Genomic DNA, 23,551 nt, shown 5'->3' on the forward strand with positions numbered 1-23,551 from the left:
TAGTATCTTATTTGGTATACCCTGCTTTATCCAACACGCTCCTGATGGTTATCCATTCACCATTTTTTCTACTGCTTTCATGGGCAGCTTCCATAAATGCAAAAATTTCAATAGTTTCTTTAGGTTGCACAGGTGCTTTTCCTGTATCAAAATAATATAAGATGGCATGGTGTAATGGTTCAAATCCCATAAATTCACCTAAATAGCTAACTCCTTTGTTGCCAAATGCTTGTCCTCCAAATTTTCCCATTTTGTTCTTCATTCCCCTGTAATTACCAATTCTACCTTCATCCCAAACGCCAGTTACTATGTCATAGTTGTTTGTGGTTAATCTCTTTACTTTTTGACAACCAGTTTTCATTAATGTGAATAACATCTCTATCCCATGTATTCCGTACCAATATAACTCAGGGTAAATTGGTTGATAAGACACAGGGGCATAAGTGTCAGCTCCTAAAACTTTGCCTATATTTCCTTTTCTTACCATTTGTACTTCGTCCATAAATCGTACAGCAGAAGATGTGAACGTAGGGATATTGTATTTTTTGGAAAGGTTAAATATTTCAATGACATTCTTTAATGAAGTTGCCATTGGCTTATCAATAAAAACTCTCTTTCCTGCTTTAAGTATCTTTTCAGCCTGCTTTAAATGAAGTCTTCCATCTACGGTGCAGAGTAATACAAAATCTACTTTATCTAGTAATTCTTCGATAGTTGATACAATTTCTATCCCCATACTTTTTATTTCTGCAGTAAATTTTTCAACTCTGTTTGTACTTAAAGGAAAATCAAGGCTAACAGTTGTAAATGCGGTAGTGACGATATAACCATTTTCAGAACGATTAATTGCTTTAACCAAAATTGGGCTATGAGAAGTGTCCATACCAACAATGCCCACAGATCCTTGGCCTTTAATTTGTGTTTTATTTTTTGCAAATGCAGAAGAACCAATCATGGTTATCCCGGCTCCTGCAATAGATGTCATTTTTATAAAATTTCTTCGGTTGTTTTTTTTCATTTATTCTAAAAAATAAATTAATTACTGAAAATTAATAATGTATAATAAGTAATTATTGTTTCATTTTATTATGCAATATAATAATTTTATTATATTTGCTTAATAAAAAATTATATATTTTATGAGCAAGCTAAAAGATTCTAGACGGGATTTCATTAAGGGGATAGGTATTTTAGGTGCTGGTGCCGCAGTAGGATGCATCTCGATCAATAAAGAAGAAAAGGAAAAAAATATAACTAGGATGTCTACTCGCCCAAAAGGTGCTCAATATATGGGTGATTTTTCGGCACCTTCATTAGAAACGGTTAGATGTGCATTCATTGGTGTCGGAAGCAGAGGGTCTGGTCATGCTAGTCAATTTGCGCAAATTGATGGTGTTGAAATTGTAGCTATCTGTGATCTATATGAAGATTTAGCCATAAAATCGCGGAATGAATGCAAAGAAAAGGGTGCTGGGCGTCATCAAAATATAGCACTATACCATGGCGACCAAAATCTTTGGAAGAAAATGCTAAAAGAAGTAAGGCCTGATGCTGTATTTATTGCAACACCTTGGGGCTTGCATGCTCCTATGCTAATTACCGCTATGGAAGAAGGAGCACATGCCTTTGCTGAAGTTCCAATAGCAACGACTATTGAGGATATGTATAAAATTGTGGATGTTTCTGAAAAGACTCAGAAACACTGCATGATGATGGAAAATGTTAATTATGGAAGAGAGGAATTATTGTATTTGAATATGTGTCGTCAAGGGGTTATAGGTGATTTATTACACGGCGAAGCAGCTTACATTCATGACCTGAGATATCATATGGAAGAACAAGAAAGGGGAGCAGGATCATGGCGTACATATCATAATGCTAATCGTAATGGAAACTTATACCCAACGCATGGTCTAGGGCCAGTTGCGCAATACATGAACTTAGCCAGAACAGAGGATAATTTTTCAAGATTAGTATCTTTTTCATCCCCAGCAATTGGGCGAAAAAAATATGCTTCTAAATATTATGGTAAAGACCACAAATGGAATAAATTAGATTTTAAAGGAGGCGATATTAATACCTCTATTATTAAAACTAACTTGGGCAGAACGATCATGGTTCAATGGGATGAAACGAGTCCAAGGCCTTATAGTAGGCTAAATTTGATTCAAGGCACTAAGGGGACATTAGCAGGTTTTCCAACAAGGGTTGCACTTCTAGAAGATATTAAAAGAGTAACTAATGATCACCATGGATGGCTTGATGAAGAGCAGTTGCAAGTTATTTATGAAAAATATGAGCATCCCTTATACAAGCGTTTGGGGACTCTAGCATCTGCAATGGGTGGTCATGGTGGCAAGGATTTTATTATGAGATATCGAATTATTGAATGTTTGAGAAATGGTACTCCCTTGGATCAAAATTTATATGAAGGTTGTTTTTGGAGTGCCGTAGCTCCATTAACAGAAACATCAGTTGCTCAAAATGGGATGCCTCAAGAATTTCCAGATTTTACAAGAGGTGATTGGAAAAAGACTAAACCTTTAAAAATTATCTCTTAGGATAAAATTAAAGATTAAACTTATGTTGTTTGAAAATATTTTGACAACCGGAGTAAAACATCTAAATTAACGGTTCAATTTGTATCAGTTTTAAGACTCTTCCTTTTAATGCTTTGTTTGTGTATCCCATTTTGAGTAAATTTAGTGTGATTTTATTGTGCAAAGAAAAAGTTGAGCAGCGTTTATTGTTCGTTTCCTAGAAAAACACTTTGAGAAAGCAACATCTAATACCCAATATAGTTTGTTTTCAATTACCAAATGCAATCTTACAGATTACAATAAGTTTGGGATATAGTGCCTTGTAGTTGTTTCAATTTGCATTCTTAAACTGTCTAAGACTTCGGTTCGTGTACTTTCAGATTTAAAATGCTTTTTTTTTTTGAACTTTTCAACTAAAAAAGTGTGAGTTTGCCTAGTGGGCGAACAGCTATTGTTGTTAAATAAACTAAACATTGACAGGTGTTCTGGGCAATGTCTCTATTTTATGAGTAATTTATCACTTCCCAATCCTAATAAATATAAAGAGATGTATATGATGGTTAACTATATAAGGAGAAAAGCAAGTGTATTGGAGCTTACTTCCAGGCGTTAGGAAATAATCTTTCAGCATTTAAACGATATAATTTATCTACAACTGCTTTTGGTAATTTTAACCCTTTAACAGGTGTATCCAATTGGGGTACAGTAATTATATTATCTGTATTAAAATATTTCCATTCATTCAACCAAATTTCCATCATATGTTCTTCTAGGTCTTTAGGGATAGTTTCTTCATTTTCCTCAAAATCTGAACCATATAAAATTCTATCCTGATATTTAATAATAAAATCACGAACTTTTTTGTAGTTTCTGTGAGATTGGTATTGAAAATGGCTAATGCGCTCGGCCAAATCAATATTGGCATTGGGAAAACGATCCAAAAAATTTGCAATTTCATCTACACTCCATTCAAGACTAGCCAAATGCGCCCCAATAAAGGATAGATTGGGGTTCTTTGCAAGCATATTGTCCCTGTGTTTAATTTGTTCTTCATAAGAAGGCATCTCTGGGTGTAAATACATATGGTACTTAGGATTCTTGCTGTAATATTCGCGATCATTATTAACTGTCATAGAATCCAGTGGTAGCCAACAATTTCGAGGTTCCCCAGCGTGGCTTATTAAAACCTTGCCTTGATCTTTGATGAAATTGAATACAGGATCAAACTTTGGGTCATCCAGAGTAATCAAATTACCATTTTCACTCCTAGCTTCCATTCCTATATTTTTCCATGTTTTTACAGAATTAGCGCCTAGCTCAAAATCATTTTGCAATTTCTGTATAGCTTTGATGGACCAGTTCGGGTCATTCCAGCCTTCTAATGAAATAACCGTACTGAAGGCGATAATATCGGGGTCATCATTTAAGTGGTTTCTTCTAACAATTTGTTGTTCTCTAATAGGAGGGTATTCAGAAAAATCTACAGAAATGCTTAATAATTTAAAATTATTAGCACGGGCAAATTTAATCATAGTTTTTCCTTCAGAATTTATGTGAGCATGTGTGTCAATTTTCGGTACTTTTTTAAAATCAATCATGCTGTAGTTTCCGGTTACTTCCATTTCATTTAATTTGGTTTTAAATTCCTGATCCTTTTTCTCTTTACATTGAGTTGTTATTAAAAAAAGTATTGCAAATAAGAGGTTAAAATATTTATTCATTTTAATTTAATTTTAAAAATTTATGATATATGAAACCTTTGAAGTACTGAATAAGTATCCGTTTGGTTTTCTGAGTTAATTCAATTTTATAAAAAATGTAAATGTGTTATCCATGAATATGATTTTCATGTAACATATTATTAGAATTTACAGAATAAATAAAAAATAAGTATATAAAAAAGCAATAATAAGGTTAAAGATTGTTTTCGAATTTCATTTAATGACTTAATCTACGAAAATAATTAAAAATAACTATATATTGCAGTAAAAATATTAATATTTTTATCTTTTATTTAATCTCACATATTTAAATAATTAACGGAGATATTTCAGGAGATCTAGTTAATTCTATTTCTAGTTTAGAAAAAAAATACTTTTAGAATAAAGTTTACTGATTTAACATCTGGATTATATTTTGATATAGCATTTGCCAATATTTGTTATTCAGCAAAAAATTAATAGTAATTAAACTTAAAGTATGAAAAAAATTACAATACTATTTATTTTTCTAATTTTCAATTTTAGTAGTTGTGCTAAAATCATAAAAGAAGAATGTAAAGTTAGTCAAGACCGACCAAATATTATATTATTTGTTGCCGACGACCATGGCATAGATGCTTTAGGATGTTACGGAAACAATATAATTAAAACCCCTAATTTGGATAAGCTAGCTGCACAAGGAACAAGGTTTAATAATGCCTATTGTACCAGTGCAAGTTGTTCAGCTAGTAGATCAGTTATTCTTTCCGGTAAATTTGGTCATGCTACGGGATCGTATGGTCATGTGCATGATTATCATCATTTTAGCACTTATGATGATGTGCAAACATTACCAGTTCTTTTAGAAAAGGCAGGTTATGAAACGGCAAGAATTGGAAAATACCATGTAGCACCTGAACAAGTCTATCATTTTAATAAAGTTTTAAAAGCCGACCCAAGAAACACTGTTGAAATGGCTGAACAATGCGAAAATGTTTTAAAATCAGATAAGCCATTCTTTCTTTATTTCTGCACAGATGACCCACACAGAGGGCATCCTTTTGAGCCAGAAGCTTGGGATATGCCTAATGACTTCGGAAATAAAAAGGAAGGCTATAAAGGTGTTGAAACAGTTTCTTATAATCCAGAAGATGTTTTAGTCCCTAGTTTTTTGCCGGATACAAAACAAACAAGAGAAGAAATTGCTCAGTACTATCAAAGTATTTCAAGAATCGATCAGGGTTTTGGTAAGTTAATGACTATGCTTCAAGAAACAGGAAAAGCAAATAGCACTATTGTTTTTTATATTTCCGATAATGGAATGGCTTTTCCAGGAGCCAAGACTACAGTTTATGAACCTGGAATAAAACTACCATGTATCATTAAAGACCCAACAAAATCTTCAAAAGGAACTACTAATAATGCTATGATTTCATGGGTAGATTTAACTCCTACTATTTTAGATATGGCTGAGGTTGATTATAAAAAAGAAGACTTTCATGGTAAATCATTCAATAATATTATAGACCAAAAAAAACCCGAAGGATGGAATGATATTTATGCCTCCCATACCTTTCATGAAATAACCATGTATTACCCAATGCGTGTTGTAAGGAGTGGCGATTATAAATTAATTTATAATATTTCTTGGCGATTAGAATACCCGATTGCTTCCGATTTATGGGCGTCTTCAACTTGGCAAAGTATTCATAGAAATAGTATAGAATATTATGGACCAAAAAAGGTTTCAGAATTTCTATTTAGACCAGAGTTTGAATTATTTGACTTATCTAATGATCCAAACGAAGCTAATAACTTGGCAAAAAACAAATTTTATTTTGAAATTTTAGAAAACATGAAATCTAAATTAAAAGTGTTTCAACTCAAAACATCCGACCCATGGTTGATTATGTGGAATCACGATTCCTCTTTACGAGGAACCGGAGTAAATCTATAAACTATTATAAGTTAAATTAGTTTGTTTACTGTTTTTAACTATGAAATTAGTATTATAATTTTATCTAAATGTCATTCTGTAGTATGTGAAATATAAAATTTATAGTTTATTGCTCTTATTTTACCAAGAATAAAAGTGTTGGAGTCTAAGCTAATAATTTATACTTTATTCTTGGGTTGTGAAAAACCAAATAATTAAATTAATAATATGACTTCAATTGTTCGGAATTCTTTAGAGAAAATTAAAGAGAAAGATATAAAATTAGGATCTTCTATATGGGTACTAATAAAATTTTGCCCGATTAAGCAGTATAATAAGTCTAGGAAATATTAGAGTTTCATAAGGACCAGGATTTCCCACCTGTTAATTCTTGTAAATTCCCACAGTAATAGGCTGTAGGAATGGGGTCATATTTTAAAACATGTTCACCAATCTCTTCTGTAGTTAAATATGCTGTAATACACAAAGATTTTAAACTATTTAAAAATTCAGATTTTGTCATTGCCAAAGATTCCAAATTAGCCTCTCTTTCTTTGTCAATGTCTCCTTTAACCAACAAGTGTTTATCCAAAAGGGATTTGTAGTTGTCTTTTGAAACTTTATCAACAGATTCTTCATTGCCTTCATTTTTCAGGATTGCAATAATATTATCAAAACCAGTGAGGACTTTTCCTTGTTTTTTCTCATCCAAAACTTCATCGATGTATTTATCAATAAACTGGGGGACATTCATCTCTGTTGCAGAAGGTAAGTCTGTTTTTGGTAACATAATATCCACAATATTGGTCAATACAATGCCGTGTTCATGGCTTAAAAATTCTGGAATCCAAGTTTTAACATCGCTTGTGCAACTTTGTAATAGGCTTATAATAGTTGGAGTTGCGACTAAATACCCTGTTGCAAATCCCATCTGTTTTAGTACATCTCTTCTTTTCATCTTGTAAATGTTATAAGTTATTTTCTTTTAATTGTTCTGCTGCATGGTTAGCGGCTCTTGCTGTAAAAGCCATATAGGATAAAGAAGGATTTTGACATGCAGAAGAAGCCATAAAAGAACCGTCTGTAACATAAACATTGGTGCAAGCGTGAATTTGATTGTACTTATTTAAAACAGAAGTTTTTGGATTACGTCCCATTCTAGCGGTTCCCATTTCATGTATTCCTAATCCCATACCATCAGTTTTATCATAGCCTTTAACATCTCTAAATCCAGCTGCTTCAAGCATTTTTACAGCTTGTTCTTTCATGTCTTTACGCATGGCTAATTCATTTTCACCAAATTTAGCATCAAAGGTCACGGTAGGTAAACCCCATTGGTCAAGTTTATCATAATCCATGTACATTTTGTTATTGTGATCTGGAAGGGTTTCACCAAAAGCCGTAAGAGTAATATTCCATTCTCCTGGTTTTAAAATAGCTTCTTTTAATGCTGGCCCATATTTTAATTCAGGAACTAATTCGGAAATGCTTTTTCTTGAGGCGCCTCCTTGGTAACCGTACCCTCTTTTGAAATCTTTACAATCTGTTTTTCCGCCTAGATTTCTAAATCTTGGAATATAAATACCAGTTGCTCTTTTACCTTTGGTGTATTTATCTTCAAAACCATCTGCCTTTGCTGTAGCTCCAACGTGAAAATGATGGTCCATGATATTGTGCCCTAATTCACCACTATCATTACCTAATCCGTTTGGAAAACGCTCTGATTTTGATTGAAGTAAGATAGAAGCGGAAGCTATGGCAGAAGCGCACAAGAAAATGACCTTTGCTTTATAAACAATTGTTTCTTTAGTTTCTGCATCAATGACTTTAACGCCAATTGCCTTTTTTTTGGTATTATCATAAATAACTTCATGCACTATAGAATTTGGTCTTAATGTCATGTTTCCAGTTGCTTCGGCAGTAGGTAGCGTTGATGAATTACTGCTGAAATAAGCACCAAAAGGGCATCCTCTTGCGCATCTGTTCCTATATTGACAGGTGCTTCTTCCCATTCCTGGTTTCGTGCCTTCAGTGATATGAGCTGTTCTGCCAATTGTGAGTAATCTATCATCATTAAAAGTTTCAGCAATTCTATTTTTTAAATGTTCTTCAACACAATTGAGGTTCATAGGTTTTAACAACTTTTGGTCAGGTAGTTGTTTTAATCCTAAGTTCTCTCCACTTACTCCAATAAACTCTTCTACATGATCATACCAAGGCTCAATATCTTTATAACGTACTGGCCAATCTACTGCAATACTTTCTTTTTTATTGGCTTCAAAATCGATGTCACTTAAACGATAACTTTGTGCTCCCCACATCAAGGAACGACCTCCCACATGGTAACCTCTGATCCAGTCAAAACGTTTGACTTCATTGTATGGATGTTTAATGTCATCCACGAAAAAATGTTCATAAACTGGGCTTGCTGGAAATCCTGCACGATTTTGTTTGGGTTTACGAGCAATGATTTCTTTGGTTGGTGCCCCTCCATTTGACATATCCCACGGGTCTAAATTTGCTGTAGGATAATCTTCAATATGTTTAACCATTCTACCACGTTCTAATACAATCGTTTTTAAACCGCTTTCACAAAGTTCCTTAGCAGCCCATCCACCGGAAATTCCTGTTCCAACAACTATGGCATCGTATTCCTCTGCATTTGTGTTTAAATTATTACTGTTCATTTAATTTAATTTTTTTATCATTTAATATGTGTAATAATTATCTCTGTTTGTTCTTGCATTCTAATTTAAAATGCGCTTTCCAAGACATTTTACGCAATATATAGATTTATTTCAAAATAAGTATAAAACTTTCGTTTTAATTTAATAATATATCTTTTCATTATTATACAAAATTATATTCTTTCATTTTATTTTTTTTATAATTTTCATTTTATTACATTTGAATAATATTATGTTTTTATTAATATAAATATAGAGTGACTTTTTTAGATATTGCCAAGAAAGGGAGATTGCTTCTAAGCTATTTCGTAGCGTTAAAATTAGTATGAAAACTATATAAAGGAGTTGGGATTTTTAAATGATAGTTTAATGAATGACTAGCGGGAAATTACTTTTTATTCTGTCGATTCTATTTTAGCAAAACTTTGAACATGAGTTTTGGAGTTTAAGTTAAGAATCATTATAAAAATGCTCACTATATTTATAAAGCATGATTAAGTTTGATGAGGGTTGAACCCTTGGAAATAGGAAATATATTTGTGTAAACTAGACCAGATATATTTTTAAAGCATACTTAGTTGTTACAAGTATTAAGGGTTTATGATATATTTACGAATACTCAATTGTATTTTTCAACATCAATTTTTTTAATAAACTATTATATGAAAGCAGAAATTTTATCAAAAAAAAACTCATCATTACTTTTTTTGTTATTATTGGTTTTGTTTTTTGCATGTGCCAAGAATCAAAAAAAAGTTATACTACCAGAAGTTGACAATAAGGTCTCTGGTCAATTCTTTAAAATATCATTAGCAGAGTGGTCATTGCATAAAACGTTTAATGATGACGGTGTAAGCCCGTTTGAGTTTGCAGAAAGGGCAAAATCTATGGGTTTTGAAGCGTTGGAATACGTGTCTCAACTGTATTCAAAACAAATTGATGAGTTGGGTTTTGATACTGTTATTGATTCCCTTAAAAAAGAAAGTGAAACGTATGGTTTAAAAAACAATTTGATTATGGTTGATCAAGAAGGCGATTTGGCTGTTCCAGATTCAGTGCTTCGAAATCAAGCTGTAGAGAATCATAAAAAATGGGTTCATGCTGCAAAAGCTTTAGGGTGCCAGGCAATTCGTGTGAATCTACCTGGTTCATCTGATTCTGAGATATGGAAAGTTGCTGCTTTTGATGGACTTTCAAAATTGGCAAGTTATGCAGATGAACAAAATATTAATGTCATTGTTGAAAATCATGGAGGGTTTTCTTCCAATGTTGCGATGCTTGTAGATGTTATTCAAAAAGTAAATGCTTCAAATTGTGGGGTGCTTCCAGATTTTGGTAATTTTTGCATAAAACGTGTAGATTCAGAATGTGTTGATGAATATGATATGTATAAAGGGGTAGAAGAAATGATGCCCCTAGCTAAAGGAGTAAGTGCAAAATCTTATGATTTTGATGAAAATGGAAATGAAACTAAAATAGATTTTTATAAAATGTTGCAATTAGTAAAAAATGCTGGTTACTCAGATTTTATTGGAGTGGAATATGAAGGTTCAAGGTTAAGTGAAGTTGAAGGTATATTGGCTACCAAAAAATTATTATTGAAAGCATCAAATAAATTAAAATAACTGACAATTTAAAATTTGAAACATGAATAAGTCCACACAAGTTAAATTGTCAATAATGATGTTTTTAGAATTTTTCATTTGGGGTGGATGGTTTGTGACCTTAGGAAGTTTTTTAGTAAATAATTTGAGTGCAACAGGGGTAGAAACAGGAATGGCCTATTCCACACAATCTTGGGGAGCTATAATAGCTCCTTTTATTATTGGTTTAATAGCAGATCGATTTTTTAACGCAGAAAAAATTCTTGGTGTATTGCATCTTATTGGTGCTGTTTTAATGTATCAAATGTCACAAACAACAGAATTTGTGACCTTTTACTCCTATATTTTAGGATATATGATTGCATATATGCCAACCCTGGCTTTAGTAAATTCAGTCTCCTTTAATCAAATGAATGATCCCGCAAAACAATTTCCAATGGTAAGAGTATTTGGAACCATAGGCTGGATCTTAGCAGGCCTTATTATTAGTTTTGCTTTTAAGTGGGATTCAGAAAGTAATATTGGTGCAGGTATGTTGTCCAACACCTTTACTATGGTAGCTATTGCATCGGCAGTATTAGGCGTGTTTAGTTTTAGCTTACCTAAAACACCACCAAAAGTTGACAAAGCACGAAAAGTGACCATATCAGATATACTTGGTTTAGAAGCATTAAAGCTATTAAAAGAAAGAAACTTTTTAGTATTCTTCATATCATCAGTTTTAATCTGTATTCCTTTGGCGTTTTACTATCAAAATATCAGCCTTTTCTTAACAGAACTTAAAGTAGAAAACTCTACGGCATGGGCTTCTTTAGGACAAATTTCTGAAGTAGGCTTCATGTTATTGTTACCATTCTTTTTCAAGAAATACGGATTTAAAAAATCCATTCTATTTGGCATTTTAGCATGGGCAATTAGATATACGTTATTCGCTTATGGAAATTCAGGCGATTTGTTCTTCATGCTCGCTATTGGCATGGCCTTACATGGCGTTTGTTATGATTTCTTTTTTGTCTCAGGTCAAATTTATACCGATTCTAAAGCCGGAGACAAAGTTAAAAGTGCAGCACAAGGATTAATAACCTTAGCAACCTATGGTGTCGGTATGTTGGTAGGTTTCTGGGTAGCCGGACAAATAGCCGATAAGAATCTATTAACAGAAGGGACACACAATTGGCAGGGGGTTTGGACATTCCCAGCACTATTTGCAGGAGGGGTTTTCATTTTGTTTACCATTCTTTTTAAGGACGAAAAAGTAGAATATAAAGCATAATAAAATAATTTATGAGTTCTAAAATTAGATTAGGAGTTTTAGGTGGAGGAGGCGATTCTCTTATTGGCGTTTTACATCGAGTTGCATCTCAAATGTATGATAAATACCAAATTGTTGGAGGTGTTTTTAATCCTATTTGGGAAGAAAATATAGAGTTTGCCAATAAAAAAGGCTTACCAATTAACAGGATTTACAAAGATTTTGACACGTTAATAGAAGAAGAATTAAAACTTCATATAAATGAAAGAATGCAGGTAGTATCAATACTTACCCCAAATTTCCTTCATTTTTCCATGGCTAAAAAGTTATTAGAAAACGGTTTTCATGTCATTTGTGAAAAACCAATGACAACAACGTATGAGGAGGCCAAAATATTAAACCAAACGTTAAAGAAAGCGCAGACTGTTTTTGCAGTAACCTATACCTATACAGGGTATCCTATGGTTCGTCAAATGCGGGAAATGATAAAGGATGGAGAATTAGGTAATATTCAAAAGGTTGATGCACAATATTACCAAGGGTGGATAAACCCCGTCATCCATGATAAAGAAAAGCGAGCCAATACATGGCGTTTAAACCCTGAAAAATCAGGAATTAGTTGTTGTGTCGGCGATATTGGAACACATGCTTTTGATATGTTGGAATACGTTTCAGGATTAAAGATAGAATCAGTTTTAGCCGATTTAAACTATGTCTATGAAGATAATAAAATGGATATAGATGGAACGGTTTTATTACGATGTGCCAATAATGTAAAAGGCGTTATTTGTACAAGTCAGATTGCAACAGGGGAAGAAAACAGTTTTATTGTTAAGGTTTATGGAGATAAAGCAGGATTAAAATGGGAACAGGAAAATCCAAATTATCTCTATTTAATGGAAGAAGGTAAACCACTACAAGTTTTAAAACCAGGACATAGCTACAATAGCCATTTATCATTAGATGGCACCAAATTACCACCAGGACATCCAGAAGGTATTTTTGACTCTATGGGGAATATTTACAAAGGCGTAGCAAGAGCTATAAATAAAGAACCTTATAATAGCGGTGAATTTCCGACAATTATTGATGGAGTTAGAGGCATGAGTTTTATTGAGAAAGCTGTAGAGTCTCACCAATTAGGGAGTATTTGGATGAAAATTGAAAATATTTAAAAATGAAGACGATTAAAGGACCAGCCGTATTTTTAGCCCAATTCATGGATGATAAAGCACCATATAACTCTTTAGATGGGTTATGTAAATGGGCAAGAGATTTAGGTTGTAAAGGCATCCAGATGCCAACCTTAGACGTGAGGTTAATAGATTTAACAAAAGCTGCTGATAGTCAAACTTATTGCGAAGAATTATTAGGTAAAATAAACTCGTATGGTTTAGAATTAACAGAACTTTCAACACATATCCAAGGGCAATTAGTAGCAGTGCATCCAGCACATGATATCATGTTTGATGTCTTTGTTCCAGAACATTTAAAGGGTAAACCAAAAGAAAGAACAGCTTGGGCAATTCAAGAAATGAAACATGCCGCTATTGCAAGTAGAAGACTAAATTTAAAAGCACATGCAACATTTTCAGGTTCCTTATTATGGCCCATGATGCATCCATGGCCACAACAACCAAAAGGATTGGTAGAAATGGGTTTTAAAGAATTAGCAGATCGTTGGTTGCCTATTTTGAACACATTTGATGAAAATGGGATAGATGTTTGTTATGAAGTACATCCAGTAGAAGACATTCATGATGGTGACACCTTTGAACGTTTTTTAGCAGCAACAGGAAATCATAAACGTGTCAATATTTTATACGATCCGTCGCATTTTGTACTTCAACAGTTGGATTATGTAGAGTATATTGATCATTATCATGAGTTTATAAAAGCCTTTCATGTTAAAGATGCCGAATTCAATCCAACAGGAAAAAAGGGGGCTTTTGGTGGTTATAATGATTGGAAAAATAGGGCAGGAAGGTATCGTTCACCAGGTGATGGCCAGGTGGACTTCAAAAAGGTATTCTCAAAATTGACCGAGTACGGCTGTGATGTTTGGGCGGTTCTGGAATGGGAATGTGTAATTAAAAGCCCAGAGCAAGGTGCAAAAGAGGGCGTTTCATTTATTTCAAACCATATTATTGAAGCTACCAATAAGGTGTTTGATGATTTTGCAGGCGGGGAAACAAATAAAGAACAGTTAAAACAAATACTAGGATTATAAATTAAAACAATAATAATGAAATATTTTTTGTTTTTCACCTTGATGCTGCATTCGATTGTTTCCATTGGGACAACTTATAAAGTTGGTCCAGGTCAAACATTTAGCAGGATAGGAAGCGTACCAACGCATAATTTGGTGGCAGGTGATACTGTAATGGTTTATTACAAACCAACACCCTATTATGAGAAATTTTTACTTGCAGGTGTTGGAACTCCTACAAACCCCATCGTCTTTATGGGTATTCCTGATGTTAATGGAAATATGCCAGTATTGGATGGGGAAAATGCAATCTCAAGCACTTTGTTTAATTTTGAGAATGAGAATAGGCAAATTATAAAAGTTGGTAAAACCGGCGGCAACTCTGATTTTATTATAATTGACGGATTTGTTTTCCGCAATGCCAATAACTTGAATACATTTACCGATAGTAATGGTTTTCAACAGTCTTACAACTCCAATGCCTGTGCCGTAAGGCCTGCGGAATGCAACAACATACTTGTCCGTAACTGTGAAGTTTATAATTGTGGTAATGGCTTTCAGGGAGGGGCTGGTAACCCACAGGTATTTACCATTGAGAAAAGTTATATTCATGATAATGGTCTAAGCAATGACCAGACCACTCCATACATACATAATTTTTATGCCCTTGGAGGACCGGGAAGCATTTTTATTATCCAATACTGCCATATTGGAGGAGTAGCTGGAGATGGACAGAATATAAAATCCAGAGCAGACCAGAGTATTATTCGTTTCAACTGGATAGAAGGAGGGAACAGTAGACAACTGGATCTTGTTGATGGAGCTGGACTTACTATGGACTCATACGTATATGGTAACATAATCGTTAAAACTCAGACAGATTCAAATAAGGGAATAGTTCATTGGGGACAAGACAATGGACGTAACCCAACAGGTAAACTTTATTTTTATAACAATACCATTATTAATAAGTGCAATTCTGCTACTTATTTTTTAGCCAGCGCTTCTGAACGATCATTAGTAGTTCAAAACAATATTTTTTATGATGTAAGCCCTAGTTCTAGTTTTGGTACTTTTATTGGTGGTTTTTCTGGTTCTAATAATTGGCTTTCAACATCCATTTCGGGAGCCGACTCATTAACAGCTTCAGTCATTGGAGTCAATCCAATGTTTATTAATACGACTTTTCTTGATTATCGTTTGCAGACTGGTTCTTCTTGCATTGATATTGTTAATGGTTTTATAGCACCAGGTGGTTATTCACTTAACAAGGAATATATATCACATCTTTCTTATGTGAATAGGAGTATTGTTAATTCCAAGCTTGATTTGGGAGCTTATGAATACGGAACAGCATTGGAATGTAAAAAATAGAACTAAGGAGTCTGATTTGAAAGTGTATCCTAATCCTTTTATTGAATCCACTACCATTGATTTTACAAATACAATAAAATCATCAAGTGATAATTTTAGATTTTATTTATACAATATTCTTGGAGAAGGAAATCTTTCGTCTAGTGTGTATGTATATGAGGTTTTTCAAAATGAAGGCGTAATAGACTTGGGCAAACTAGTTGTTAAATAGTAATACAAAATTGGAAACCCATTTATCAATGTTTGTAGCAGTCCACTTGTAATTTCCTTGTTTGTTTTTAAATTTATTAGAACCATGTTCAACGTTATTACCAGTAATAAACTTTCCTTGAGAAACAAATTGAGTAGCAATCCCCCCGATAGTGAACCCCCATGATTAAAATCATAAAGGACAAACTTATGCTTAGCTTGAATATGTCCTTTAAATATTCCTTTGATTTAATGGATAGAAAAGGAACTTCCTTTTTCAAGATCTTTGAGAACAATAATGATATTGTCTCTAGCATGAATCTTTATATAACTTTTGGTTATTTATATTGCTATTGTTAAAATTAATTGGTTGTTTCGTTAATATATACTACCTCTCCTCCAACGACGGTTTTTAGAATCTTTAATTTACCTGAATCAAATTTAAAATAAATTAGATCAGCTCTCTTTCCAATAGCTATTTCACCTCTATCACCGAGATTTAGAGCTTTTGCTGGATTCTTTGTTGCCATATCAATAGCCTCTGTCAAAGAACATCCAGTGAATTGGATAATATTCTCAATACCTCTTGTAATCAAAAATGATGCTCCCGCTAAAACATTTTCAGAGGGCATCATTATGGCTCCTTCATCAGTTACGACCACTTCTTGACCAAAATCAGAATATATGCCAGGAGGCATTCCCGCCCAACGTGTAATGTCCGACACCAATATAGTATTTTCAGGACCTTTAACTTTGTAAAAGGATCGTACCTCTTCCTTTGTTAGGTGAAACCCATCTACAATAATGCTAGCAAATAATCTATCCTCAGACAATTGAGGCCAAATAGGATTGTGGTGCCGATTAATCAAATTAGCACATCCATTTCCCAAATGTGTAGAAATGGTCGATCCAAGATCAACAGCCGCTTTAATTTGGTCGGTGGAAGCATTGGTATGCCCTAATGCAACTTTGATGTTATTTTCAACACATTTTTCAATAAACTCCAATGCTCCTTCCTGCTCTGGGGCAATAGTTACTTCTTTAATACGTTTCCCAGAAGCTTGATTCCAAGTATCAAATTCTAACCAATTTGGGTTATGAATGTAGGCTTGGTTATGAGCTCCTCGAAAACCATCAGCTGGAGAAATATATGGGCCTTCCAAATGAAACCCTGGAATGGATTGAGCAAAATGCTCGTCTTCCATGATTTTATTTAGAATTTTAAAGTTTCTTAATAGAACTTCGTTGGACTCAGAAGTCAATGTTGGTAGAAAAGTTGTTATTCCATTTTCCCAAAAACTTTCAGTAATTATCTTTATTTTTTCTACATTCAAATCTTCACCCACAAAAGAATAAGATAAATATCCATTGACTTGATGATCAATTAATCCAGGAGCTACATATATAACTTCTTTATTCACTCTATTTTCTATTGGATTTGGACGGGTCAATTTTTTAATTTTACCATCTTCAATTTCAATAGTAATAGGTAATCCGTCTTTGTAGAATAGTGTGTCCACAATTGAAATATTCTTATTAAATACTTTTTTTTGTTCTGTACAGTTTAATACTAAGCAACAGAAACAAATAATTTCTATAATATTTGTTGAGAGTTTAAACATAGTTTTTGTTTTAAACAAAATCAATAATGACAAGATAGGTTGTAATAAACCCAAAAAGCAACACTAAACTAATACCTATATTCATCCATTTACCTGCAGTTTTATCTCCCATTATAGATTTGTTATTAATTAAAATTAAGATAGGTAATGTTACGGCTGGAAGGATGCATGCTTGAAAAGTTTGAGAAAAAATCATTAGTGTAGGCGGTCGCATATCTACAAACTGAGCACCGAAACTAAGTAATAAAGCAAGCCCTCCTAATATTCTAAACATTGGAGATTTAACATCTTTTGATTTACCTCTAAAATCGCTTATTAGCCATGGTGCTATTAAAATTATAGGAAAAACAGTTGAAATTGCAGCACTTGTAATACCAAAGATTAGTATAAATGCTGCCAATTTCCCTCCAATAGGTTCGAACAATATTATTAAATCAAGAGTATTATTAAGGCTTTTTTCCATGACGTGCAAAGTACCTGCCCCTACTGCCATTATACAGCCACTTAAAATCAGCATCATAAAAGCTGAAACAAAAGCATCTCTCTTTTCAGTTTTTAAGTTAGTAATATTCCACTTTTTTTCACTCACTACAATACTTCTTACGACAAATACAGACGCAGAACAGGTGGTGCCAACCATGGCTGCTATTAACCTGAAGGACCCTGTTTCATTAGGGATTTCAGGAATCAATCCTTTTACTGTTTCAGAAAAATCGGGCTTTATCATAAAGAAAACTATTACAAAACTTAACCCCATCAATAAAACAATAACTGTTAGTATTTGCTCAAACAAAGTATACTTTCCATAATATAACAAGGTAAAAAGAGAGACAATCAAAAATGCAGTAATCGTAACAGTACTAATAACAATACCATTACCAATCAACCGAGCTCCTTCTTGAAGCAAATCTGCGGTTATACTCATAATACCCATAAGAGCCAATACCTCACCTATTATGAGAGTAATAAGAATATATAATGCCAGTGGCTTCCCAAATTTAATGTTCTGTTTGATATTAAATAATGTTGTTTTACCTGAAACTAGAGTTACTTGACCATAAGCAACCATTAAAATATAGGTAAAAATACAAGAAAGAACCAGTGCCCAAAATAAAGACATTCCATACTCTGAACCAGCTTTAGCCATAGTAGTAATACTACCTGTGCCTATGTTATATCCTATAAGAAACAGCCCTGGCCCAATAAGACCCAGAACATGAAACATTTTTTTTTTTAATATTTTTAACATACTATTGATTAAGTAAGAAAGAGGATTTTTTGTCTAAAAACAAATAGGTTGATTTATGTTTTTGTAATATTGACGCAGGCACTTTTGGAGTGACTTGACCATTAACTACTTTATCTATTGCATTTCCTTTTCTTTTATCAGGAACACTGCAGATAATGTGTTGGGACTGCATGATGCGATTTATTGACATACTGATAGCCTTTTTCGGAACCTCTTCTAAATTTTTAAACCACCCTTCACCTAACTGTTGAATTCTACAATCAAAATCTAATACGACTTCTAAATATGAGTCCTTAATATCAAAATCAGCGGGAGGGTCGTTAAAGGCTAAATGAGCGTTCTCTCCTATTCCAACAAAAGCAACATCTATAGGATGCAGAATAATTAAATTGTGGAGCCTCAAGCATTCATTTTTAACATTATTTTCTCCGTTTACATAATGAAATGCAAAAGGCTTAACGATATTCGCAAATCTTTCTTTAAGATATTTTCTAAAAGAAGCTGGATGAGTTTCTGGCAAATCAATATATTCATCTAAATGAAAACAAGTTACAACAGACCAATCTATATCTTCTTGCACTAAGGCTTTAAGCATCTCAAATTGAGAAGCACCAGTAGCAATAATAATATTTGCCTTACCGTTTTTTGATATTGCCTGCTTTATTAAGTTTGCTCCTTGTTTGGCTGCTGCTTTTCCTAGGTCAAATTTGTTATTTAAAATCGTTCTTTTCATTTTGATTTTTTTACAAATATATTAAATATGTTTCATATAATTTCATTTATTAATATTTATCTTATTTATTGTAATTATTTATTGTAATAATCTTATTTTTCATTATTTTTTATAATATTTATAAAATGATTTTTGATTTCAAAAAAGGTATAAATAAAATATTTGATTAGGCAAATTTTGATAATGATGAAGTGGTTGAAAATAATTAATATTTATTAAAAATGAATAAAGAAAGTAGTATAGTAAAATATAAGGAAATTGAGTTTTTTAGACATCATCTTGAAATTATCCGTAGCTCATTGTTTTGGTGCTATCCATGGCCAAGTTATATGTTTCATAACCAAGGTGTTAGCACTTTTTATACACCGGTCTACAAAGTGTTTTAAGTCATCTTCGGGTTTAAAGAGATATAAAGTAAATCCATAATGTCCACTAGAAGAGATGATTTGCAAATCATCGAGTATTTTCTTGAACTCTGAAGACTTATATCCGTAAAAATTCCCTTTTTCACTATCAAACGCTGTTTCTTTAATTCTAAAAACTAAAGCTTCATGAAATACTATTAATTTGATGAAACTTTTAATGGATTATTTATACGCGCATGAAATTGATTTAAGTAATTCTCCCATTTTTGTATAGTATTAAATTGTCCACTTTCTTTCCAGCTATAACCTGCGTAATATGTTACCGTATTATTCTTAACTTTAAGATTTGCGTATGCACTACTTAAGTCTTTAGTTTCAACATCATATTTTTCAAAACCGATAAAAGATTTTTTGGTAGTGACTATAGCTGTTCCTAGTTCTGAATCGCCATGGGGTTGCCAATAGCTCACCCATCCTTTTTTGTTATTTCCTGTAATAATACCATCTTTTTCGTGTAAGGTTAGGCCTGCATAAATATTGTTGACCCCTTCTAAAGAAATGATGAATTCTGAAAGATTATTCCCTAAATCTAAATTTATTATTTTAGATTCTTTAATAGTGTTTCCCGCAGCATCCCAGTCGGCATATTCTAAATAGAAACTGGTTCTAATAGGGCCGTTAGTAATAGTGCGCCATTTAGTATAGTTTTTAGAATAATAATAAGTTGAACAAATTTTTACTGCAATACCACCAACACCACGACTAGCACCAACGTGAAAATTGTCAAGACCTTCTCCAGTGTCTTTATGGTAGGTACCAGTTCCTTCTTTGGCTTTTTTATACCATTTATTAATAACGGGGTATTCAACTCTTTTTAACCAAGCATCTATGCCACTTGATAACGTACCGCTAGGGTTCCCGTCTTCAATCATTTTTTGTGCTGCAGGACCATATACACGGAAGGCTACTTTGTTATTTTCCCAAGCGTAGTCATCAATACGTTCTGGTACAAAGCGGGAAAAACAAAATGTTGGAGCTTTTGGTTTTTCATCTTCAGTAATTAAAACTATTTCATAAGTTTTTTCAGAATTGGCAGCTAATTGTGGTTGAAATAAAATATCATCCATATTACCATCGCCATCATTATCTACAGTTTGAGTAAGCTGTAGCTTTTTAGTTTTAGTATCAAGAATCCCAATTTTAGTAACATCTTCTACGTTTAAAAACACCTTTGTTAATACTACTGTTTCGAAAGTTCTTTCTAAGTCTATTATATTTTTTACAGTAATATATTTTGCGTTATTGTTTTGTGAACAAGAAGATAATAAAATTGTTATTATAAATAATTGCATTAATTTTTTAGTAGTCATAATTATTATATTAAGTTTTTAATCTTCATTAAAAGGTTTACCACAACCTTATACATTCAATAATTGTCACTAGCAGGGTTTTTAATGAATCAATTGAATTGCTGTTTACCATACAATAATGGATCTACTTTTCTTTTTAAATCAAATAAGTTAATTAATGTAATTTATTTTACAAAGAGACGTATCGCTCCAGTTTAGGTTTTAGTCTGTCATTTCTTAAATAAAAAAATGTTTTAAATCTGAGGCGGAAATGTGGTAAAGCAGCTGCTTTATTTAATAGGTTTGTTCTGTATTTAGTAATTTCTTCTCTTGGACTAATTTTGATATTTTCATTTTTTTTATAAATATACTATTTATATTTCAAAATCTTTCTATTATTTATTATTTTATTGTTTTTCATTATTATTAGTAGAATAATAACTTTTTTTATTTATTTTTGATGAAATAATTAATCTTCTCCATATTTAATATAAAATAATAATGTGGAGTAAATTTTAATAAAAAATTGAACTTTACAACCTTTGCAATTAGTGATATTTAATGTTTCATTTAAATGTTTATAATAACTAAGAAGCTATTTTTAAAAGAGGTTTCACTAGTGAGATAATTAGAAAAAAATCAAATAAGTAAAATCTTATAAAAATTTCAAAAAGCACATGTTTATTTTCAATTAAAGCTCAATAGAAAAACAGTTTACTATTAATGCAAAGGACAAAAGCAGAGAAACCAACACTTGTAATTTTAGCGGCTGGAATGGGAAGTCGGTATGGCGGATTGAAACAGATAGATTCGGTTACACCAGAAGGCAATACCATTATTGATTTTTCCATTTATGATGCGCTTCGTGCGGGATTTGGAAAATTCGTTTTTATAATACGACAAAGTTTTGAAAAGGAATTTAAGGAAATCTTCAATAAAAAACTGGAAGGAAAAGCTGAATTTGATTATGTGTATCAAGAACTTGATAATGTTCCTTTAAAATACATCAACCAAGAGAGAACAAAACCTTGGGGTACAGGACATGCGCTTCTAATGGCGAAGGATGCTATAAATGAAAATTTTGCAATTATCAATGCTGATGATTTTTATGGAGCTGAAGCTTTTGAAGTGATGGCTAAATCTTTATCACAAAAAAATAAAGAGTCTTTTGATTTTAATACCATGGCGTATTTGTTAAAGAATACGGTGTCGGATTATGGCTTTGTTTCAAGAGGAGAATGTCAAGTGAGTTTAGATGGGTACTTGACGGAAGTCACGGAAAGAGCACATATTGAAAAGATTGATGGCAAGTTAATGTGTAAGGATGATAAAGCTGAGTTTATTCAAATAGATGAAAACACTGTTGTTTCTATGAATTTCTGGGGTTTTACTCCTAAATGTTTTGAGTTTGGAGGTCAATTGTTTGAAGAATTTTTAGAGTCTAACAAGGAAGATCCTAAGGCAGAGTTTTATATTACTTCTGTTGTAAATGAGATACTAAAATCTGGTATAGCCCGTGTAGAAGTCTTGAAATCTGATGCGAAATGGTTTGGGGTGACCTATAAAGAAGACAAAGCGATAGTTCTAAAAGCTATTGAAAATTTAAAAGAGGAGAAAATATATCCAAAAAATCTTTGGTAGTATGTTAGAAGAACAATTAAAACAGGTATTTAGTCAATTTAAGCATAATAATGAGTATGAGTCTTATAAAGAATTAGTGTCTGGACATATTAATAACACTTATTTAATTAAAACTACTGAGAAACCATACTTTGTTTTGCAACGGATTAATCATGGCGTTTTTAAAGATGCTCAAGGGCTTATTATAAATAAATTTAATATAAGTCAACACATTCAAAAAAAACTAGCGCATTTACCAGAAAAAGAACTTAAACGTCGAGTGTTAACTTTTATAAAAACAAAAGATAGCAACAAGTATTACAAAGACAATGAAGGAAATTATTGGAATATGATGCTTTTTATTGATGAAAGCATAACATTTGAAATCGTTATTAATGAGGAAGTTGCCTACGAAGGTGGAAAACTATCGGGGGGTTTTTTAAATTTAACAAGCGATTTTGATGCATCAAAACTCATAGAGGTAATTCCGAAATTTCATGACATGTCTTTTCGCTATTCTCAATTTGAAGACGCACGTAGAGTTGCTTCAAATCAAAGGCTAAATCTAGCAAAAAACCAAATAAGATTTATTGAAGGTTCAAGGGCAGAAATGCATATTCTTCAAAGCTTAAAAGAATCTGGCGCCATTAAAACGCGTGTTACACATAACGATACTAAAATATCAAATGCTTTGTTTGATTTAAATAATAAGGGGCTTTGTGTAATAGATACGGATACCGTAATGCCTGGTATTGTACATTACGATTTTGGCGACGCCATAAGGACTATTTGCAACACCGCTTCTGAAGATGAAAAAGACTTAAGTCTTGTAAATTTCAATCTCGATTATTATAAAGCTTATACAAGAGGTTTTTTAGAAACCGTTGGAAGCTCATTATCTCCTATCGAGCTTAGATATTTGCCACTTGGAGCAAAATCTATAATATTTATTATGGGATTACGCTTTTTAACAGATTATTTAAATAGCGATATATATTATAAAATAAAATATCCGGAGCACAATTTAGATCGTGCTAAAAATCAATTTAAGTTAATCGAGAGCTTTTCTAAAAAAATAAAACAGTTAGATAAACAAGAAGTAAGTTAGTAAAATTCAGAAAT

Annotated in this window: 18 protein-coding genes; 10 read left to right on the forward strand and 8 right to left on the reverse strand. The window is 32.5% G+C overall.

Annotated elements, in window-relative coordinates; translation table 11 throughout:
• Positions 1 to 7: 7 nt before the first annotated feature.
• A complete protein-coding gene (locus RG22_RS10515) occupies positions 8 to 1,018 on the reverse strand; it encodes a Gfo/Idh/MocA family protein (RefSeq protein ID WP_034043004.1) in 1,011 nt (336 codons plus the stop codon).
• Between the two features lie 121 nt (positions 1,019 to 1,139).
• Between RG22_RS10515 and RG22_RS10520 the strand changes: the two genes are divergently transcribed.
• Positions 1,140 to 2,561, forward strand: a complete 1,422-nt coding sequence (locus RG22_RS10520; RefSeq protein ID WP_034043005.1) for a Gfo/Idh/MocA family oxidoreductase — start codon at positions 1,140 to 1,142, stop codon at positions 2,559 to 2,561.
• 575 nt (positions 2,562 to 3,136) lie between these two features.
• Here the strand turns inward: RG22_RS10520 and RG22_RS10525 are convergent.
• Positions 3,137 to 4,261: an amidohydrolase family protein gene (locus RG22_RS10525; protein ID WP_052143708.1), complete on the reverse strand. Its 1,125-nt coding sequence runs from the start codon at positions 4,259 to 4,261 to the stop codon at positions 3,137 to 3,139.
• 478 nt (positions 4,262 to 4,739) lie between these two features.
• Here RG22_RS10525 and RG22_RS10530 point away from each other — a divergent pair, with 478 nt between their 5' ends.
• Positions 4,740 to 6,197: a sulfatase family protein gene (locus RG22_RS10530; protein WP_034043006.1), complete on the forward strand. Its 1,458-nt coding sequence runs from the start codon at positions 4,740 to 4,742 to the stop codon at positions 6,195 to 6,197.
• Between the two features lie 337 nt (positions 6,198 to 6,534).
• On the opposite strand, the gene RG22_RS10535 is transcribed toward RG22_RS10530, so the two are convergent.
• Both RG22_RS10535 and RG22_RS10540 read right to left on the reverse strand, forming a co-directional pair.
• The gene (locus RG22_RS10535) at positions 6,535 to 7,134 is read right to left on the reverse strand and encodes a gluconate 2-dehydrogenase subunit 3 family protein (RefSeq protein ID WP_034043008.1); all 600 of its coding nucleotides are present in this window, start codon (positions 7,132 to 7,134) and stop codon (positions 6,535 to 6,537) included.
• Between the two features lie 10 nt (positions 7,135 to 7,144).
• Positions 7,145 to 8,863 carry a GMC oxidoreductase gene (locus tag RG22_RS10540; RefSeq protein ID WP_034043010.1) on the reverse strand — a complete coding sequence of 573 codons (1,719 nt, stop codon included), beginning with the start codon at positions 8,861 to 8,863 and terminating at the stop codon, positions 7,145 to 7,147.
• Between the two features lie 662 nt (positions 8,864 to 9,525).
• On the opposite strand from RG22_RS10540, the gene RG22_RS10545 reads away from it, so the two are divergent.
• The 6 genes from RG22_RS10545 to RG22_RS10570 are packed head-to-tail and all read left to right on the forward strand — an operon-like array spanning position 9,526 to position 15,513.
• Positions 9,526 to 10,488, forward strand: a complete 963-nt coding sequence (locus RG22_RS10545) for a sugar phosphate isomerase/epimerase family protein (protein WP_034043012.1) — start codon at positions 9,526 to 9,528, stop codon at positions 10,486 to 10,488.
• 22 nt (positions 10,489 to 10,510) lie between these two features.
• Positions 10,511 to 11,740 carry a nucleoside permease gene (locus RG22_RS10550; protein WP_034043014.1) on the forward strand — a complete coding sequence of 410 codons (1,230 nt, stop codon included), beginning with the start codon at positions 10,511 to 10,513 and terminating at the stop codon, positions 11,738 to 11,740.
• Between the two features lie 11 nt (positions 11,741 to 11,751).
• The gene (locus tag RG22_RS10555; RefSeq protein WP_034043016.1) at positions 11,752 to 12,894 is read left to right on the forward strand and encodes a Gfo/Idh/MocA family protein; all 1,143 of its coding nucleotides are present in this window, start codon (positions 11,752 to 11,754) and stop codon (positions 12,892 to 12,894) included.
• 2 nt (positions 12,895 to 12,896) lie between these two features.
• Positions 12,897 to 13,949: a sugar phosphate isomerase/epimerase family protein gene (locus tag RG22_RS10560; protein WP_034043017.1), complete on the forward strand. Its 1,053-nt coding sequence runs from the start codon at positions 12,897 to 12,899 to the stop codon at positions 13,947 to 13,949.
• Between the two features lie 15 nt (positions 13,950 to 13,964).
• Positions 13,965 to 15,302, forward strand: coding sequence for a hypothetical protein (locus tag RG22_RS10565; protein WP_156113375.1), 1,338 nt, complete (start codon positions 13,965 to 13,967; stop codon positions 15,300 to 15,302).
• Complete coding sequence (locus tag RG22_RS10570) at positions 15,268 to 15,513, forward strand: hypothetical protein (RefSeq protein WP_034043022.1); 246 nt, start codon at positions 15,268 to 15,270, stop codon at positions 15,511 to 15,513. Before RG22_RS10565 ends, RG22_RS10570 begins: the two co-directional genes overlap by 35 nt.
• Positions 15,514 to 15,853: 340 nt before the next feature.
• On the opposite strand, the gene nagA is transcribed toward RG22_RS10570, so the two are convergent.
• The 4 genes from nagA to RG22_RS10590 form a co-directional block, all read right to left on the reverse strand.
• Complete coding sequence (gene nagA, locus RG22_RS10575; protein ID WP_162183647.1) at positions 15,854 to 17,011, reverse strand: N-acetylglucosamine-6-phosphate deacetylase; 1,158 nt, start codon at positions 17,009 to 17,011, stop codon at positions 15,854 to 15,856.
• Between the two features lie 112 nt (positions 17,012 to 17,123).
• The gene (locus RG22_RS10580; protein WP_034043024.1) at positions 17,124 to 18,362 is read right to left on the reverse strand and encodes an Nramp family divalent metal transporter; all 1,239 of its coding nucleotides are present in this window, start codon (positions 18,360 to 18,362) and stop codon (positions 17,124 to 17,126) included.
• A gap of 1 nt (position 18,363) precedes the next feature.
• Entirely contained in the window at positions 18,364 to 19,095 is a 732-nt protein-coding gene (locus tag RG22_RS10585) for a glucosamine-6-phosphate deaminase (RefSeq protein ID WP_034043026.1), read from the reverse strand.
• 562 nt (positions 19,096 to 19,657) lie between these two features.
• The gene (locus RG22_RS10590) at positions 19,658 to 20,830 is read right to left on the reverse strand and encodes a DUF4861 family protein (RefSeq protein ID WP_052143710.1); all 1,173 of its coding nucleotides are present in this window, start codon (positions 20,828 to 20,830) and stop codon (positions 19,658 to 19,660) included.
• 702 nt (positions 20,831 to 21,532) lie between these two features.
• On the opposite strand from RG22_RS10590, the gene RG22_RS10595 reads away from it, so the two are divergent.
• Together RG22_RS10595 and RG22_RS10600 are read left to right on the forward strand one after the other, a co-directional pair.
• Positions 21,533 to 22,450, forward strand: a complete 918-nt coding sequence (locus tag RG22_RS10595; protein WP_034043027.1) for a nucleotidyltransferase family protein — start codon at positions 21,533 to 21,535, stop codon at positions 22,448 to 22,450.
• A 1-nt stretch (position 22,451) separates the two neighbouring features.
• A complete protein-coding gene (locus RG22_RS10600) occupies positions 22,452 to 23,537 on the forward strand; it encodes a phosphotransferase enzyme family protein (RefSeq protein ID WP_034043029.1) in 1,086 nt (361 codons plus the stop codon).
• Positions 23,538 to 23,551 lie beyond the last annotated feature (14 nt).

Source organism: Wocania ichthyoenteri Th78 (assembly GCF_000789235.1).
In the GTDB taxonomy this organism is placed as follows: Bacteria; Bacteroidota; Bacteroidia; order Flavobacteriales; family Flavobacteriaceae; genus Wocania_A; species Wocania_A ichthyoenteri.